Annotated in this window: 19 protein-coding genes; 10 read left to right on the top strand and 9 right to left on the bottom strand. The window is 45.9% G+C overall.

Annotation, left to right across the window (positions count from 1 at the left end; all coding sequences use genetic code 11):
- Window positions 1–164: 164 nt before the first annotated feature.
- Window positions 165–746: a superoxide dismutase family protein gene (locus tag E4U82_RS09775; protein WP_135110011.1), complete on the bottom strand. Its 582-nt coding sequence runs from the start codon at window positions 744–746 to the stop codon at window positions 165–167.
- Window positions 747–863: 117 nt separating this feature from the next.
- On the opposite strand from E4U82_RS09775, the gene E4U82_RS09770 reads away from it, so the two are divergent.
- Window positions 864–1,238, top strand: coding sequence for a PH domain-containing protein (locus E4U82_RS09770; protein ID WP_135110010.1), 375 nt, complete (start codon window positions 864–866; stop codon window positions 1,236–1,238).
- Window positions 1,239–1,320: 82 nt separating this feature from the next.
- Window positions 1,321–1,563, top strand: a complete 243-nt coding sequence (locus E4U82_RS09765; protein WP_135110009.1) for a hypothetical protein — start codon at window positions 1,321–1,323, stop codon at window positions 1,561–1,563.
- A gap of 43 nt (window positions 1,564–1,606) precedes the next feature.
- Here the strand turns inward: E4U82_RS09765 and E4U82_RS09760 are convergent, their stop codons facing one another.
- Both E4U82_RS09760 and E4U82_RS09755 read right to left on the bottom strand, forming a co-directional pair.
- Window positions 1,607–2,119: a DoxX family protein gene (locus E4U82_RS09760; RefSeq protein ID WP_135110008.1), complete on the bottom strand. Its 513-nt coding sequence runs from the start codon at window positions 2,117–2,119 to the stop codon at window positions 1,607–1,609.
- A gap of 220 nt (window positions 2,120–2,339) precedes the next feature.
- On the bottom strand, window positions 2,340–2,561 hold the full coding sequence (locus E4U82_RS09755; RefSeq protein WP_135110007.1) for a hypothetical protein: 222 nt from the start codon (window positions 2,559–2,561) through the stop codon (window positions 2,340–2,342).
- Window positions 2,562–2,903: 342 nt separating this feature from the next.
- Here E4U82_RS09755 and E4U82_RS09750 point away from each other — a divergent pair, with 342 nt between their 5' ends.
- The 5 genes from E4U82_RS09750 (at window position 2,904) to E4U82_RS09730 (ending at window position 7,220) form a co-directional block, all read left to right on the top strand.
- Window positions 2,904–3,626: a hypothetical protein gene (locus E4U82_RS09750; RefSeq protein WP_135110006.1), complete on the top strand. Its 723-nt coding sequence runs from the start codon at window positions 2,904–2,906 to the stop codon at window positions 3,624–3,626.
- 10 nt (window positions 3,627–3,636) lie between these two features.
- Window positions 3,637–4,026, top strand: a complete 390-nt coding sequence (locus tag E4U82_RS09745; protein ID WP_135110005.1) for a GntR family transcriptional regulator — start codon at window positions 3,637–3,639, stop codon at window positions 4,024–4,026.
- Window positions 4,027–4,028: 2 nt separating this feature from the next.
- Window positions 4,029–4,901 carry an ATP-binding cassette domain-containing protein gene (locus E4U82_RS09740; protein WP_135110004.1) on the top strand — a complete coding sequence of 291 codons (873 nt, stop codon included), beginning with the start codon at window positions 4,029–4,031 and terminating at the stop codon, window positions 4,899–4,901.
- Between the two features lie 152 nt (window positions 4,902–5,053).
- Complete coding sequence (locus E4U82_RS09735) at window positions 5,054–5,980, top strand: ABC transporter ATP-binding protein (RefSeq protein WP_135110003.1); 927 nt, start codon at window positions 5,054–5,056, stop codon at window positions 5,978–5,980.
- Window positions 5,973–7,220, top strand: a complete 1,248-nt coding sequence (locus E4U82_RS09730; RefSeq protein ID WP_135110002.1) for an ABC transporter permease — start codon at window positions 5,973–5,975, stop codon at window positions 7,218–7,220. The genes E4U82_RS09735 and E4U82_RS09730 overlap by 8 nt, the downstream gene beginning before the upstream one ends.
- A gap of 455 nt (window positions 7,221–7,675) precedes the next feature.
- Here the strand turns inward: E4U82_RS09730 and E4U82_RS09725 are convergent, their stop codons facing one another.
- Window positions 7,676–7,987 carry a hypothetical protein gene (locus E4U82_RS09725; protein WP_135110001.1) on the bottom strand — a complete coding sequence of 104 codons (312 nt, stop codon included), beginning with the start codon at window positions 7,985–7,987 and terminating at the stop codon, window positions 7,676–7,678.
- A 54-nt stretch (window positions 7,988–8,041) separates the two neighbouring features.
- Window positions 8,042–9,733, bottom strand: coding sequence for an aryl-sulfate sulfotransferase (locus E4U82_RS09720; protein ID WP_209300557.1), 1,692 nt, complete (start codon window positions 9,731–9,733; stop codon window positions 8,042–8,044).
- A gap of 278 nt (window positions 9,734–10,011) precedes the next feature.
- Here E4U82_RS09720 and E4U82_RS09715 point away from each other — a divergent pair, with 278 nt between their 5' ends.
- Window positions 10,012–10,347, top strand: a complete 336-nt coding sequence (locus tag E4U82_RS09715; protein WP_135109999.1) for a YqzG/YhdC family protein — start codon at window positions 10,012–10,014, stop codon at window positions 10,345–10,347.
- A gap of 2 nt (window positions 10,348–10,349) precedes the next feature.
- On the opposite strand, the gene E4U82_RS09710 is transcribed toward E4U82_RS09715, so the two are convergent.
- A complete protein-coding gene (locus tag E4U82_RS09710; protein WP_135109998.1) occupies window positions 10,350–10,820 on the bottom strand; it encodes a hypothetical protein in 471 nt (156 codons plus the stop codon).
- A 68-nt stretch (window positions 10,821–10,888) separates the two neighbouring features.
- The gene (locus E4U82_RS19855) at window positions 10,889–11,050 is read right to left on the bottom strand and encodes a hypothetical protein (RefSeq protein ID WP_167751375.1); all 162 of its coding nucleotides are present in this window, start codon (window positions 11,048–11,050) and stop codon (window positions 10,889–10,891) included.
- Window positions 11,051–11,295: 245 nt separating this feature from the next.
- Between E4U82_RS19855 and E4U82_RS09705 the strand changes: the two genes are divergently transcribed.
- Entirely contained in the window at window positions 11,296–12,195 is a 900-nt protein-coding gene (locus E4U82_RS09705) for an N-acetylmuramoyl-L-alanine amidase family protein (RefSeq protein ID WP_167751374.1), read from the top strand.
- Between the two features lie 242 nt (window positions 12,196–12,437).
- Here the strand turns inward: E4U82_RS09705 and E4U82_RS09700 are convergent, their stop codons facing one another.
- Together E4U82_RS09700 and E4U82_RS09695 are read right to left on the bottom strand one after the other, a co-directional pair.
- A complete protein-coding gene (locus E4U82_RS09700; protein ID WP_135109996.1) occupies window positions 12,438–12,905 on the bottom strand; it encodes a GNAT family N-acetyltransferase in 468 nt (155 codons plus the stop codon).
- Between the two features lie 11 nt (window positions 12,906–12,916).
- Window positions 12,917–13,951: a MerR family transcriptional regulator gene (locus E4U82_RS09695; protein ID WP_167751373.1), complete on the bottom strand. Its 1,035-nt coding sequence runs from the start codon at window positions 13,949–13,951 to the stop codon at window positions 12,917–12,919.
- A gap of 110 nt (window positions 13,952–14,061) precedes the next feature.
- On the opposite strand from E4U82_RS09695, the gene E4U82_RS09690 reads away from it, so the two are divergent.
- Window positions 14,062–15,336, top strand: coding sequence for a hypothetical protein (locus E4U82_RS09690; RefSeq protein WP_135109994.1), 1,275 nt, complete (start codon window positions 14,062–14,064; stop codon window positions 15,334–15,336).
- Window positions 15,337–15,474 lie beyond the last annotated feature (138 nt).

Raw genomic sequence — 15,474 nt, 5'->3', positions numbered from 1 at the left:
CACCTTCGAGAAAATTCACCTTCCAGGATTTACAGAGGCGTGCTTACACAAGGTAACGTGCTCTAATCCTTTAAAAGTTCATTTAGTGCAGTAATCTACACTCAGTGCGACTGCCCGTCGCGCAAAAGAAGGCCCGGGGATTCCCCCCGTGCCTTCTGTGAAACTTATTCACTGATAACTCCACAGGCAATCCGTTCACCAGCATCTCCTGAGGGCTGTGATTCATAGTCATCGGCGTCAGCGTGAATGATCAATGCTGTTCCACCCTCTTTCAGCAATGAATTGTTTTTGCCTTTCTCCAAAGTAACCATTTCGGCTGCCGCATCCGCGAAAACATCCCCGTCCTCGTCAACTTCTATATTCGGCAAATCCCCGGCATGTGGACCCTGCGGATGTTTAAAGCCATGCCTCGCATCAGTCGGGTTGAAATGTCCACCGGCTGATTTGAAGTCAGGTGCTTCACAGACGCCATTTTCATGAATGTGAAATCCGTGTGTCCCTGGCGGCAAATCAGAACCTTCCAGCGTCACCTTTACACCCGTATAAACAGGCCGGATGATCGAGGTACCGACTTTTTGCTTGTCCCTGTTATATAGCGTAACCTCCACTTTGTCCGCCTCATCCGTAAAGTTTCCAGCCGTTTCAATCCCACTATCCTGAACCCCCTCCTTATCGGCTTCTGTCCCAGCACAGGCACTCAAAACAATAACAAAAGCCAGTCCGGGAAACAGTATCCATTTTTTCATAATTGCGATTCTCCTTTCGTGGATTTCCTTATTTTAGTGTGTGGCATAATTGGAAAACTAATACAGCAATTGACGACTTTGATATAATGAAGAAAATCGAAGTTGGAGAGTGATTGAATGGGTTTATTTGACGGCATGATGGGCAATGCATCCGAAGTCGATACGCAGGAAGTTGAGAAAGAACTTAGTGAATTATTATCACCTGGGGAAAATGTGGAACATGCCTATAAACTGATTCGCGATCTGATGGTGTTTACCGGCAAGCGGCTGATTTTGGTTGATAAGCAAGGGGTTACCGGCAAAAAAGTCGAGTATCATTCTATCCCATATAAAAGTATAACGCATTTTTCCGTGGAAACAGCCGGAACTTTCGATCTGGAAGCCGAACTGCTGATTTGGATATCGGGCAGCGCTGAGCCCATTCAAAAAACCTTTAACAAGCAATTGAACATTTATAAAGTTCAAAGCGTCTTGTCAGATTATGTTTCTTAATAGCGAGATGCGCCGCAACAGGATGCGCTGATTATGGCTGAATGCGAAGCTTTAGAAATTTTGAGCGGTTGTGAGGTAATGCTTGGTCGACTTTGAGATGTGTTCGCTCGATTCTAAGGGGTTCTCGCTCGACTTCTCGGCGTTCCCGCTCGAATTTCGGGGGTTCTCGCTCGACTTCTCGTCGTTCCCGCTCGAATTTCGGGGGTTCTCGCTCAACTTTACGGTTCACTCGCTCGATCCTGAGGGGGCCTCGCTCGATTTATGCATCCACTCGCTCGTTTCTGCGATGCATCCCTCGCTCATTGCGTTGGAAATTCGTTCATAAAATGGCAAAACTGACCTTCCGAATGAGAAGGTCAGTTTTTAATTTATGCCGCAGCAACTTCACTGTCTTTTCGCTTACGCCGCGGGTTGTGATTTTTCAGAAACGGAATCACCCAGCGATCAAGCCCAAATCGGCCTGCATTATAACCGGCAACAAGCAGGAATATTGTCATCACTACCATTAGTGCATTCGTGCTGACTGTACCACTGAACAGAAACGCGAAGTTCATAGTGATCCCCATCAGCGCCGCAAAATTAGTAAAGATACCAAGAATTAGCGCTGCACCAACCAAAACTTCACCCCACATGACGAGAAAACTGAAGATTTCTGCGTTTGGGAGTGCGATCGTTTCAAGAAACGCCGCCCACCAGCTTTGCACGGTTGAATTCTCTCCCCCCGCGCCGGCGATGGCACCTTGCATAAATCCGCTGGCATCAAACCCGCCGCTGGTGATTTTCCCAAATCCCGATGTCAGCCATTGATAACCAATATAAATCCTCAAAAAAGCCAGTATACCCGCAACGATTTTGTTATGCCGAAGAAAGTCAACAAACATGGGAACATCTCCTTTAAATTTATGTTCAATATTTCACAAGTAATTATAAAGATATATCTTTATTACACCTATATAGTAACACATAACCATTTTAAATGCGATAAACATGTTCAGTATTTCACAATTCTGTAATAAAAATGTGACGGGGTCGTGAACGAACACATCCCCGCCATGTTCCACTGCGTTTTGACAAGCAACGGGGCTATTTACTTTTGGTAAGTTAGTCGTCCTCCATTTTACTTCTGTTCAGCAAGTTCATCACAATAATAAATATCGCCGCAAAGAGCGTAAAGACGATCTCCCCGCCAAAACGGCCAAGCACCAGCCATAAAACAACTGGTGTGAGAATAGCTATCACTAGGCTGAGGGTTGGTTTCTTATCCAATAAATAAACGGCTAAAATCAATGCTGCTATCGTAACAATGGCCAACAACCATCCCATAAACGTCACCTTCCTATAAAATCGCATGTGAATCCGGTTTGCATATCAACTTACTCAATTAAATGTCCAGACCGCAACTGAATTTCAATGTGACTTGGCATCAATTGTGACAACCCAGGCCGGAAAGTTGTGAACTTGGGCCGAAATTGTGACAACTTGGGCCGGATTAGCGTAAATTTGGGCGGATTCTGTGACAACTTGGGCCAAATCAACAGGGCAACCTTCCCCCATTCTACACCTTTTCAATGATTTTTCCATAATCCCTTGACTTTTTTAAAATCATACATATACTGTACATATAGACATACACAGTATAACACTGGCAAGAAAGAGGTGACTTTCATGCAACATTGGAAAGAAGCATTCCGACTGGCCAAATTCGAGATTAAGGCGTCAAAGTGGATGTTTCCTGTTTCGTTTATCCTCTTTATACTGATTGGATTGTCCATTGCCAGCTCATTGGGTGAATACCTGGAGAACGGGTTTGTCGGTCCGGATTTTTTCTTTACGTTATTATTTACCTTCGCGCCCGCTTGGACCAGACCAAAGGATTTTCAAATGAAAAGTATTAACGAAACCATGGGGGCCGCTCCTTCCGTCATGATGCTGAAGATGCTTCCTGTCAAAGAGGATGTGTTGATCAGGAGCCGATTTCTCATTTATTACGTGCTGGCATTGCCGGTTCAAGTGGTTTTTCTGGTTATGCTTTATGCCATATCACCGGCATTATGGGACGTGCTCTCCGTTGGCGGATACATTGCTTTTTCGGTCATTTGGCTCGCTTTCAGTGTTTACTTTGGCAGCATTTTCCCTGCCAGTGAATCAGGTGACAAAACCCGAACTTCAACTATTGTCTGGTACGGTGTGATTGTTTTGATCATTTATGCCAGTGTACTGATGGGCTTCCACTGTATAACCGAGCAAGGAGTTTTGTATTGGACGATTATTGCGGCACAAAATTGGCCACTCTTGTCATCGGTCATTTCAATTTTAATGGCTGTCCTCGGGGTGAAGTATTGGAAACATTATATGACAAAACAAATGCGCAAAGTGGATTATCTGTGAGGGGGATTCTATGAAACTGCCAATCCAATTATCAAAGGAATCCCGTGAACCGATCTATCATCAAATTGAAAATCAGTTAAAGGCCTTGATCGCCGGGGAACAGCTCACTGCTGGGACCTCCCTGCCCTCGATACGGGCACTGTCCAAGGACTTGGAGGTGAGCATCATTACCACAAGACGCGCGTACCAGGACTTGGAGAACCAGGGGTTTATCCGGACATTGCAGGGCAAAGGGACATTTGTGGCGGAAATTGCAGCTGCCACCAAACAGCAAGTAAAACACGATGCCGTGTATCAGACGATGGCGGATGCTGTTGATACGGCGCTTCGCTATGACTATTCGCCAGATCAGGTCGAAGAAATTTTCCATCACCTCATAAATACACGGAAAGGAGAGTAAACATGCTAGCATGTGCTGAATTATCGCGGGTAAAAAAACGAATAGCCGATTTCCAGCTGGGGCCGGTCGATTTAACGATTGAGCCGGGAACCATCACGACACTTGCCGGCAATAACGGGTCCGGAAAAAGCACGCTGTTAAAACTGATAATGGATTTAGCCACTTCCGATAGCGGCCATATTAATATTTTGGGTACACCCGCCGATACGAACGATGAATCGTGGAAAAGCAACGTTGCCTATCTGCCACAGACATCCGTCGGCTACAACCCTTATACAGGGCAAGACCTGAAGAAAATAATTGCGCCGTTGTATCCGGACTGGGATGACAACCTATTTGCGGACATTGTCGACAATTTCCATCTTCCATTACACAAGAAGTATGGTAAACTATCTCCGGGTGTACAGCAGAAACTCAGGCTGGCTTTGACGATTCCAAGAAATTCGCCACTAATGATTCTGGATGAACCGACTTCATTCCTGGATATCCCATCCAAACAGCTGCTTATGGACCTATTAACTGATTGGATGGATCAGGGCGAGCGGGCAATTGTCATAGCCAGTCATCAGGCTGCGGATATGATGAAACTTGCGGACTATTTATACGTATTACAAGATGGCAATCACATGGGGACATTTGAAAAAGAAGAGTTGCTGCAGCGATATAGGAAATATTGGCTTGCCTCTGAACTGCCTGAGACACGGGCACCAGGTGAAATCGCACGTGAAAACCAGCAAATCATTTCGAATCACCCTGAACAGACAGAAAGCTTTTTCCATGAACATCATTTGACGGCAACCTTCCAAACGGCATTAGAACTTGAGGAGATTCTGACACTGCTGCTGCAGGAACAAAACGTAAGTAGGCTGCCATAACGCCTATGAGCCAGAGCAATATGCGATTGACACGTCGGAACCCCACTTACACATTCATGCTGAAAAAGATGATGTCGGGGTGCCAATTGAGTTTAACGGAAACTTTTTAACACGAAACGATTTGGTTCGTACAAATTAGAGAGGTGAAACGATTGGAAACCATGCTGCGCGTTGATCAATTAAGCAAAGCATTTAAAAACAAACAAGCTGTCCGGGACGTTTCCTTTGACGTCCGAAAAGGAGAAATCATGGCGATCCTCGGACCGAATGGAGCCGGCAAGTCCACGACCATCCGCAACATCATGGGCATCATGTATCCGGATGAAGGCGCGATCTCCTTCAGTGGACATGATAAGATACCACGCTACAAAATCGGCTACCTGCCGGAAGAACGCGGGCTCTATAAAAATGTGAAAGTGATGGACATCCTGCTTTATTTGGCAGAACTAAAGGACTACCCGCTGAAAAAAGCCAGGGAACGCGCCCTTGCTTATTTGAAAAAATTTGATCTGGAAGGACACGAAAACAGCTCGATCGAGGAGTTGTCCAAAGGGATGGGGCAAAAAGTGCAATTCATTTCTTCCATTATTCATGAACCGGAACTGCTCATTCTGGATGAACCCTTTTCCGGCCTCGACCCGGTCAGTCAGGATCTATTTAAAACGGAAATCCGCAAGTTGGCAGAAAAAGGCACCGCCATTTTGCTATCTTCCCATCAGATGAACCTAGTGGAGGAAATGTGTGACAGGCTGTTCATGATGCATAACGGTGAGCGAATTATTTATGGTGACATGGACGATGTCAAGGAGCGTTATGCCAACTTCAAATGCACGATCCGCGGGAAAAATGACCAGCATGAACTGGAAGGCCTGCCAGATGTTGAGCGGGTCGAACAGGATGAAGATACATCGGTGCTTTATCTGACCCGGGATGTTGAGCCGGTCAGTTGGCTGAAGCATTTGCCGGAAAATCTAACTGTCCAGGAATTATCGATCGACCGCATCTCCTTGCACGAAATTTTCATCGATATTGCAACGACAGGAAACATCGAACAGAAGGAAGGTGCCACACATGCGTAATGCTCTAAAAGTTGCCAAATGGGAAATCAGGCGCAATTTGAAAAATAAATCATTTTTAATTGGGATGTTTTTAACGCCTGCTTTATTTCTCGGGTTCATGTTTTTGGGTAGTCTTTTCAACGATTCAGATGACGATAGTAAAACGACCGTCTTCGTCAACGATGAGCTTGGGCTATTTGAAACATTGGAGGAAACCGTTGAAAAAAGTGACTTGAATTGGAAGATGCAGAAGACGGATGTAACTGAAGAAAATGTTGAAAGTGAACTTGAATCGAGTGAAAACACCGCGTATCTTTATCTTGACGATCAGACGCTTGATGAAGGCGTAATTCCGGTATACACAAGCGAAGAAATCGGACCAGGGTTCATGAATCAAGTACAGACGCTGTCTACGCCGGTCAAGTCATTGCAAATGCAGCAGCTTGGCTTGTCTGATGAAGAACTGGCTGCTGTTTCAATGTCGATTCAGTTTGAGGAAACAACAGCAGACGAACTGGCGGCAGCGGATGATACAGAAGCAAGTGAAAGCGGTGGACTCCTCGGTGAAGATCCGTTTGCACAAGTAATCCCCGCGGCATTTGCTTTGATCATTCTGATGTCGATTATTGTTTCCGGGATGTATATTTTCCAAAGTGCGTCCAATGAGAAAAAGGACAAAATTGCCGAAATCATTTTATCATCGATCACACCCGGTGAATTGATGCAGGGTAAGGTCATCGGCTACTTCGGACTTGGCATGATTCAATCGGCCGTATTCCTCGCATTTGCCATTCCGATCAGCGTTTGGCAGCTGGGCGATGTACCGATTTTGGAATACTTGCTTGTACCCGAATTGATTTTGCTGGTGGCGATTGCTATTCTTGGCTACTTCCTGTTTGCAGCGCTGTTCGTCGGTCTCGGTGCCACCATGGCTGATATGTCTTCTACCAGTAACTTCCAAGGAATGGTCATGATGTTACCGTTCCTGCCGCTGATTTTTATTGGGCCAATCCTTAGCAACCCGAGTGGAATCATCGCACAGGTTGGCACCTATGTTCCATTCACGACGCCAGGTGTCCTGCTGATACGGCTGACCATCCTGGAAGACTGGCCATGGATGGAAATCATCATCGCACTGGCTATTCTGGTCATCAGCATTTGGATATTCATGAAACTAGCCGGGAAAATATTCAAGACGGGTATTCTGATGTACGGGAAAAATGCTTCGATGGCAGAGATTTGGAAATGGATCAGAGCATAAGGAACAAAAGCGCGGGGCGCCTTGTTTACCCCCGAAAAGCTTAAGCAAGAATTTGTAGTGGCGGGTTTTGCCACGTAAAATCATTGCTTAAGACCTCGAGGGGGTAGGCGCTGGAGCTGGACATGGCTATTGCTGACAAAGAGCTTAATATAGCCAAAAATTTTATACATTCTTATCTTGGAACAAAAGCGGAAGCGCCCGTTTAGCGACGTACAAACTGGAGCACTCCGCAATGAGATAAAGGAGACACGGTAAGCCTGGGTGAGGCGATGTTGACTTATCGTAGTGGAGGACTGTGAAGTTTGGGGCTGCGCTAAAGCTCGCCCCAGCAAAAGATCTGCTATTGCTGGGCGCTGGAGCTGAACGTGACTGATACGGCTTCCAGTTATTCACAGCAGCTTTAATCCATAATTTAATAGACAAATATAAGGGAGCTCTTGTTGTGGCAGCTCCCTTTATATCTTCTGCCGATTCCGGTGCTCTTCTGCCGATTCTGCTCCTCTTCTGCCGATTCTGCTCCTCTTCTGCCGATTCCGGCGCTCTTCTGCTGATTCCCGCGACCTTCTGCCGATTCCGGTGCTCTTCTGCTGATTCCCGCGACCTTTTGCCGATTCCGGCGCTCTTCTGCCGATTCCCGCGACCTTCTGCCGATTCCGGTGCTCTTCTGCTGATTCCCGCGACCTTTTGCCGATTCCGGCGCTCTTCTGCCGATTCCGGTGCTCTTCTGCTGATTCTAGGCCCCCTTCCACTTCCACCGTTACAGCCAAGTGAATTATCAACAAAACAAATATGGAGCAACCATTCGGCTGCCCCATTCCCAATTAATCGACCAATTCAACTTGCCATTCGTGCTCCGGATACAATGGCATACGCTCCGCACGGTATGCCTGCCTGTGACTTTCTTTTTCAAAACCGGAAATGACGAGTTCATAGATAACATCTGCAGGCAGATTATCATTGACTTCTATGACTCTGCTGTTCATCCCTTCGTCAACTTCAATATAGCCTGACGTCATCATCCGGTTCCCTGTACCATCCAGATAGTCCGCATCACCGACAATGCTGGAGTGAAAGCTTTTACCGCGGGCCTCACCAAACGACCACACTTCTTCAACAGTCATTTTCTCAGGGTTAATCCGGTACTGGACCCCCCGGCTGAAATCACCGCTAAGCGGATCTTTTCCGCGGGTAATCACAATATTATTATCAAATAACAAATAATCATGGGTTGCACCGTTATTGTCAAGATCCGGCATTGCCATTGGAGCATGCGGTCCTGCCGGGAATTTGAAGTCATCACCTTTTGGCTTCAGCAAATACTTGTCATAGGCGTCCGGCCATTTCTCATGGTCAGCCAAAATCCAATCGACCTCCCCCTCCGGATAGGACATTTTCATCATCAAATCCTGATGCCGGCTCGAGACAAGAATCGAATCGTCTTTTTCCACATACCAGATAGCATTGTGATGGAACCAGTCGCCATCATTGGAAAAGACGCCGCCGTAATCCTCATAAAAATCCTCCGGGAACAGGTCACGGAAACTGAAATCCCGTACTGTTTCACCTGTCTCGCGGGCGATCTCAATCATCTCATCTTCTATGTATGGTGATGCCGTATCGTGGACGGTGGCCAGCAAATTGCCGTTCGGCAGTTCCGCTATCCCGTGATGCACCACGTTTGTATCTTCATAATCATCAAGCTGGATCAGATAGGAATTGTACACGTTTCCAAGCATATCCATTTCCAGCATTTCATTATATTGATTCTGACCTTCTTCTTTTGTGGCATAAAGGATATGTCCATTATCAAGCCGCTTGAAAACATGGGAATTCCATAACGTTGAATACCACCTGACGTCAGCATTATGATCCACCGCGTATGCATAGCGGGTGCTCGGCACAATAAATGTCAATCCATTTTCCATTTTTTCAGGGTGGGATTTAGGGGTTTCATTTGTCAAAAAGTCCTCCGGCAATGGATCCGTTCCAACCGTGAAAGTGCTTTTTTCGGTCTCACCCGATTTGTTCACCGCTTCAATCGTTACGGTGTTGTCATAGTCCGGATACAAACCAAGTACTGGGATGGCATGTTCCGTATTATAGTCATCATAGGAATGACGGACATCCCCATGTTCATCCTTTCCTTCGACGGTGACCGTTATTTTGACGGGGTCATCCGTTTCAAACATGGCAAGCGCTGTTAACGGAGCTGTGTTATAAGGATTTAATTTTACAAATGGTTCTTTCAATGTATAAGTGCCTTCATCATATGATTTCTGAAGTTCTCGTTCCAGACCTTCCTGTTCGTCCAATCTGCGTGTATCAAGAGTGGAAAGCTGTTCCACCTCACCATCGGGGTGAAATGAAACAGCAGTCGATTCCGATGCTTCCACATTTTCGCTTGTCCCAACACTAGTATCAGCGGACGTATCACCGGTGAATTCCAACACGACAAAAAACACCACCAGGATCACCGCCAACACAGTAAAGGTTGCCAGAGCCTTTCTCATCATGCCACCTTCTTCCATATCAATGAATTGGTTTCAGGATATGATGGAACCCAAATTCAGTATATATGATACGACTGAAGCCTACAAGTCATGACGCCAGCATTTTTGAAGAAATGGATATTCATTGACCAACCAAACCGTGACAAACTATATACGTCCGATTTTCCTCCCATTATCACACATAAGCAGGAATGAATATCATGCAAAATAAAACCACGTCAAATCCGAGGCTGCATACTGAACCGTTCATTGCGGCATGATAACGACAAGGAGATGATTCCATGCGGCGATTATTCACGGCTTTAGGTATTTTATTGCTTCTGTCTGGCGGTATGACTTCAGGTATTGTCCTTCCGAATGTCCACGCTGAGGACGACATCCCTTCTTATGCCAAATGGGGACGGCTCGCGATGCAGAAAACAGGGTCCAGGTACCCGGACGCCGACATCGTGGATTACCTGCATCAGGGACGTGAGGAAAATGATTCGACAGCCGTGGAAAAATTCAAGCTATGGCTGCGGGAGGATGACAAAGAATTTGGTGTGTTGATTGCGATTGAATTCAGCACCAAAACAGAAGAGGTTATTGATATCACATTCAGTGAAACGTCACAGTAACACTATTCCTCTGCTTCGAGTGTGAACTTTTCGGTCTTGTCGCCCCATTCGACGGTGATCTCGATCACTTCATCCCGGCGCACCAAGGTATTGCCGCGCTCAGTAAATGTGGTATCATCAGGTGGTAAATCATCAAAATTCATGGTCTGTTCCATGCTGCTTCCGGGCGTTTGATATTTAAAGTGTATTTTTTCAACCGAGGAAAGCTCATCCAGCGAACCTTTATACGTCAGCGTAAATGTTGACTGCGCCTCACTGTCATACTGAAGCACTTCTTTCTCTTCATGGAAAACTTCCTTCCCTTCCATTTCAAAGTCGGCAGTCCAGTGCTCACTTTCACCGGAAAATGTATAATCATGTTCAGTAACATCGGCATTTTTTGACTCAGTATTTTCAGAATCCACCACAAGTGTTACAACGATAGCTAATAAGACAAAGCCGATGATGGCAGTGATGCCTTTTCGTCGGTCCATCCATCGATCACATCCTTTCTGCATGTTATCAAAGACCTCTGATGACCACTTTATTCGAGTGGCCTCACTCAAGACCAATGCCTGAACAAAGCGCCAATTCCCCTGAAAAGCCATTTGAACGCCCAGATAATTAATTCCGGAACACTTAAAAGCAAATCTGCAATGCAGCCCCGGTCCTGTTTTCTTCTGCGTTTTGGCATTTCCTGATGGTCACCATATTTAGCTGTCATGTTGTTTTTCCGCCTTTCCGTTGTTTTACAATTCCGCTGACGCCCTTTATACAAATAATATGATTAAAATCTTTCTGCCATTACCACTCATCCCCGGCAGACTTCAATTATGCCCGATTACCTATTGTTTCTCGATAACGCTCTGGAAATCCTTCTATTTGTCTAAAACTTTCGAATGGTTTATCATTAATGGCGTTTAGAATTCATCTATGATGGAAATTATGACTAATAAAAGGAGAGGTTTTATGGGGAAAATACGTTTATTGATATCGGCCATCGTCTTTATACTCACTTTAATAGTCTTTAGCTCAAACGTTCTGGCTAATGATGGCGATACATACAAGGTCGGCACCGATGTACTCAATGTCAGATCTTCTCCATCGCACAGTGCAGATGTGGTCGGTCATCTTGCGGGAGGAGACCAAGCAGTTGTTTTTCAGGAAAAAAACGGCTGGGCACAAACTTATTATAATGGACAGATCGCCTGGGTCGCGTCACAGTATCTGTATTCAGTTGATCGTGACGCAGCCGTTCAAAACTCCTCGTCAGCCGGAAATGATCATGCCGTAGAAACGGAGTCGGTCAGTACTGAAGGTTCCGGCACGCTTGATGGTATTACGATCGTTCTTGACCCCGGACATGGCGGCAAGGACCCCGGTGCCATCGGACTCAGAGGAACAATGGAAAAGAGCCACACCTTGAGCACGGCTGACCGTGTTGCCCAGGGTCTGCTTGAAGCCGGTGCCAACGTTATGCTGACACGTTCGGACGATACTTATGTATCACTGGAGAACCGGGTAAATCACAGCAATGTACACGCAACAGATGCCTTCATCAGTTTGCACTATAACGCATTCCCGCTTGAAGCTGTCAATGGCTTCAGTACCTATTATTATACGGATGGCAATGACTATCAGCTTGCGGGTGATATTCAGACCGGCCTTGAACAGCACATGGACCTGAACAGCCGGGGTTTGATGAAAAATGGCTATCATGTTTTGCGTAAGAACAGTGACTTATCGGTGCTTGTAGAGCTTGGGTTTATCACCAATCCGTACGATCTGTCGGTGATTCAGACCGCACAACACAAGGCTAACGTGGCTGACGGGATCGTTGCAGGGCTTGTCAGTTATTTTAATAAGTAAGATCAGAAAGCTGCCCATGTCGGGTGGCTTTTTTCGTTGGCGGGTTCTGCCGACATAATTTTTATAAAATTTTAATATCCTTCTTGTTTCAGAACTTGCGTTTGTATACACTTGAATCAATCCCGTTTAACCTTAGTGAAACGGCAAAAGCGTTAAAGATGTATAGCGGCGACGGGAAGACAGGGCAAGTATCATTTTAATCAGCGGGTAACCGTCGATTGAAGACGATTACCCTCTCACATTTAAAGCTTCTTATGCAAAACGATTTGCTCTCCCTTTTTCCCCATAAAACGTTTTCCCTTATCCATGAACCCGGCTTTCTTATATACATGCTGTGCTACTGTATTTTTGAGATTAACGGCCAGAATCATCTCGTTTTTTTCCTTGAAATGCTTACTGATAAACCGTGCGAACAATTGGAGTGACTGTTCAGCATAGCCTTTCCCCTGATGGCGGCTGTCAATTGAGTACGCCCTCAGCAGAATAGCCCGTCTATTTCGGGAGTATTTCTTCACACCATTCCATCCGTGCAGGATAAAAAAGCCGACGACTGTTTGATTGCTTAAAATAACGATTGGATGACGGCTCTGGTCGTGTTCTTTTACAGCATCGATGGGATGTGCCGTGAAATAGTGATGTTCCGCTTTAAGGTAATACTGCTCCAGCTGCGGTCGAAAAGTCGGACGATAGAATTTTAAATGGATGGTCATGCCAAACTCCCCTATCTTTTTGCGTAAATCATGCTCAGAATGTCGTTAAATGCGTGCGTTTTAACATGAAAGCCATTTGCTGTGAACCATTCCGTCAGTCTGGAGCGATCGGCGTAAAATTCATCTTCTATGGCATCAACTGCCTCAGAATTACCATCCTCCCCAAACTGCCTGATCATGTCACCACGGTGCGTGTCATTGCGAAACATCAGATCAACCAGGCAAATCTGTCCCTCACCTTTCAGCACACGCGACATTTCTTCCAGTGCGAGCAATTTTTCATTATCTGGAATGTGGTGCAGGGCATAGCTTGATACGATGGTGTCAACCTCTTTATCCAGCAGCGGCAAGGCAAGGAAATGGCCTTTTCGTGTCTCAATGGCCGGATATTTTTCATGGCATACCTTGAGCATTTCCCCAGACTGATCGACACCAATAACCCGGGCGCCCTGGTTGAGAAATTTTGCCCCTAGGTTGCCGGTTCCGACGCCGATATCCATGCATACTTCCCCCGGATTCAGCTGCGTTGTTTCAGCGGCTTTCGAAAGTGCTTTATCATAATCCTGATGAACGTTAAACCGGTAGCCGGCCATTTTAATGTTTTGATCATACCCTGCGGCCTGTTTATCAAAATTCCACTTGTCTTCCCAGCTTTTGCGCAGACTTTTCATATTCTTCAAATGCCTTGACAGCGCGAAAATCTTCGCGGAGACGTCGTTGTTTTCATCTGTTTTGGTGATCATATCATCAATTGTTTGGATCATGTCCTTCATCTCAATCCATTTTTCAAATAATGCCGAGCGCTGGACGTTCAAATAATCCGTTATGCTCATATCCGGATTATCCAAAATAGCTTTAATGGTGTCGATAGCTATTCCGATTTCACGCAACGCCAAAATAGTGCTAAGGCGCAGAAGGTCGTTATCCGTAAAAATGCGGTAATCACTTTCGTCGTCTTTTTCAGGGCTAATCAAGCCTTTTTCTTCATAAAAGCGGATGGCCCGTGGTGTGGTATTCAATTGTTCGGCGGCTTCTTTTATGTGCATCTGTCTCTCTCCTTTCATTTACATCATAAACGTTAACGCTGCGTGAATGTAAAGTAGTTTTTTCATGAAGATGTTATACTGGGGGTAGTTTATGAAAAGCGAGGGTTTACATGGATGAAAAGTTGCGGAATGTAGTGGATCATACACAGGCTGCTCTGGGGTTACATAACCATCGTCTTGAGCGATATCATTTTTTTCGAGAAAAAAATCATTTGAATGAGACCGCATATATTTTAAATATGGAATGGTTTCCGGAGGGCGTGGCGTCTGCGGAAGACGGTTTGAATCCGGCAGGAACAGCTGTCGCGGATGTGAATTTTTACACAGGCGCAGTGCGGGGTATCACGTTCGTCGATGGTATCAACAGTGCCGACAACAGCCTGTATCCGACAGCATCGACTAAAGAAGAAGTGATTGAATGGGTAGAGGATATGACTGGACTGACTTTCGGACGTCAGTTTCGGATCGAGCGTGATGACAAGCAAGTACTGCGGTTCGCGGCGGCGGTTGATAATATTCCGGTGTCCCCGGGCGGTATCATTAGGACTGAGTTTAATGACGATGGTGTGCTCATGGTGTTTTATATTGATGGAGAGTTCCCGGAAGCAGATCAGATTGAGTGGGAGCCGTTTGCGTTGACACCGGACAAATATGAACCTGTCGCTAAAGCACAGTGCCAGCTGGTGGCGTACCCTGATGAAGCGCAGGAAAAGTGGGTCGCAGTATACGGACTGGAGGAAGTCTTCTTAACAAATGATGCGTCGCGAACGATCCCATTTACGATTGGGGAGGACACTGGTTCATTTGTGGAAAAGGATGATATTTTACGGTGGGACAAGCCGCTGGACGGCAACTTTGAACAGAAAGATATTGACCTGTCGCCCGAAGTGACACTTGAAACCGTGCTTGCTGATGAACCGCATCCGGATTCGTTGCCATTAACTGAATCCGAAATGACGGCATGCGTTCAAGAAGTGCTGCGCTTTATGCGGCTCGTTTATCCGAATGAAAGCGGCAAGCGGAAGCTTATCGGATTTTTGCTGAAGGACGGTTACATTATCGCGGAACTCAAACCAGCTGAGGAGAAAATGCAAAAAATGTTTGGCAATAAGATAAAACTTGTCATTGAACGCGATACATTGACAGCCATTCATTATATTGATCAGAGCTGGCTGCTTGAAGGATTCAAGCACTTCGCGGAGGCCACGAAGCCGGTTGTGACAGTTGAAGAGGCCTTTGATTTGTTGCGGGAGTATTTACAAGTTGATCCCGTATATGTCTATGACAACAGTCGTGACCACTATATGATGTGCGGGAAAATAGACTGTGATTATGGTGTGAATGCGATGACGGGCAAAGTTATAAAGTTGAGTGAAATGGCATAGCCGGTGCGCCTTTCGGAGGCGCGCCGGCTATTTTTCCAGCCGAGTGTGTGAACTTCAGCGAAAAAGTTATGAACTTCGGCCGATTTTGTGACAACTTCAGCCAATACAGTGACTATTTCAGCGAATCTATATTGCCCA

The sequence above is a fragment of the Lentibacillus salicampi genome (assembly GCF_004565465.1).
Taxonomy (GTDB): Bacteria; Bacillota; Bacilli; order Bacillales; family Amphibacillaceae; genus Lentibacillus; species Lentibacillus salicampi.
The sequence above is the reverse complement of the archived record's forward strand: the minus strand, read 5'-3'. Positions and strand labels throughout refer to the sequence as shown.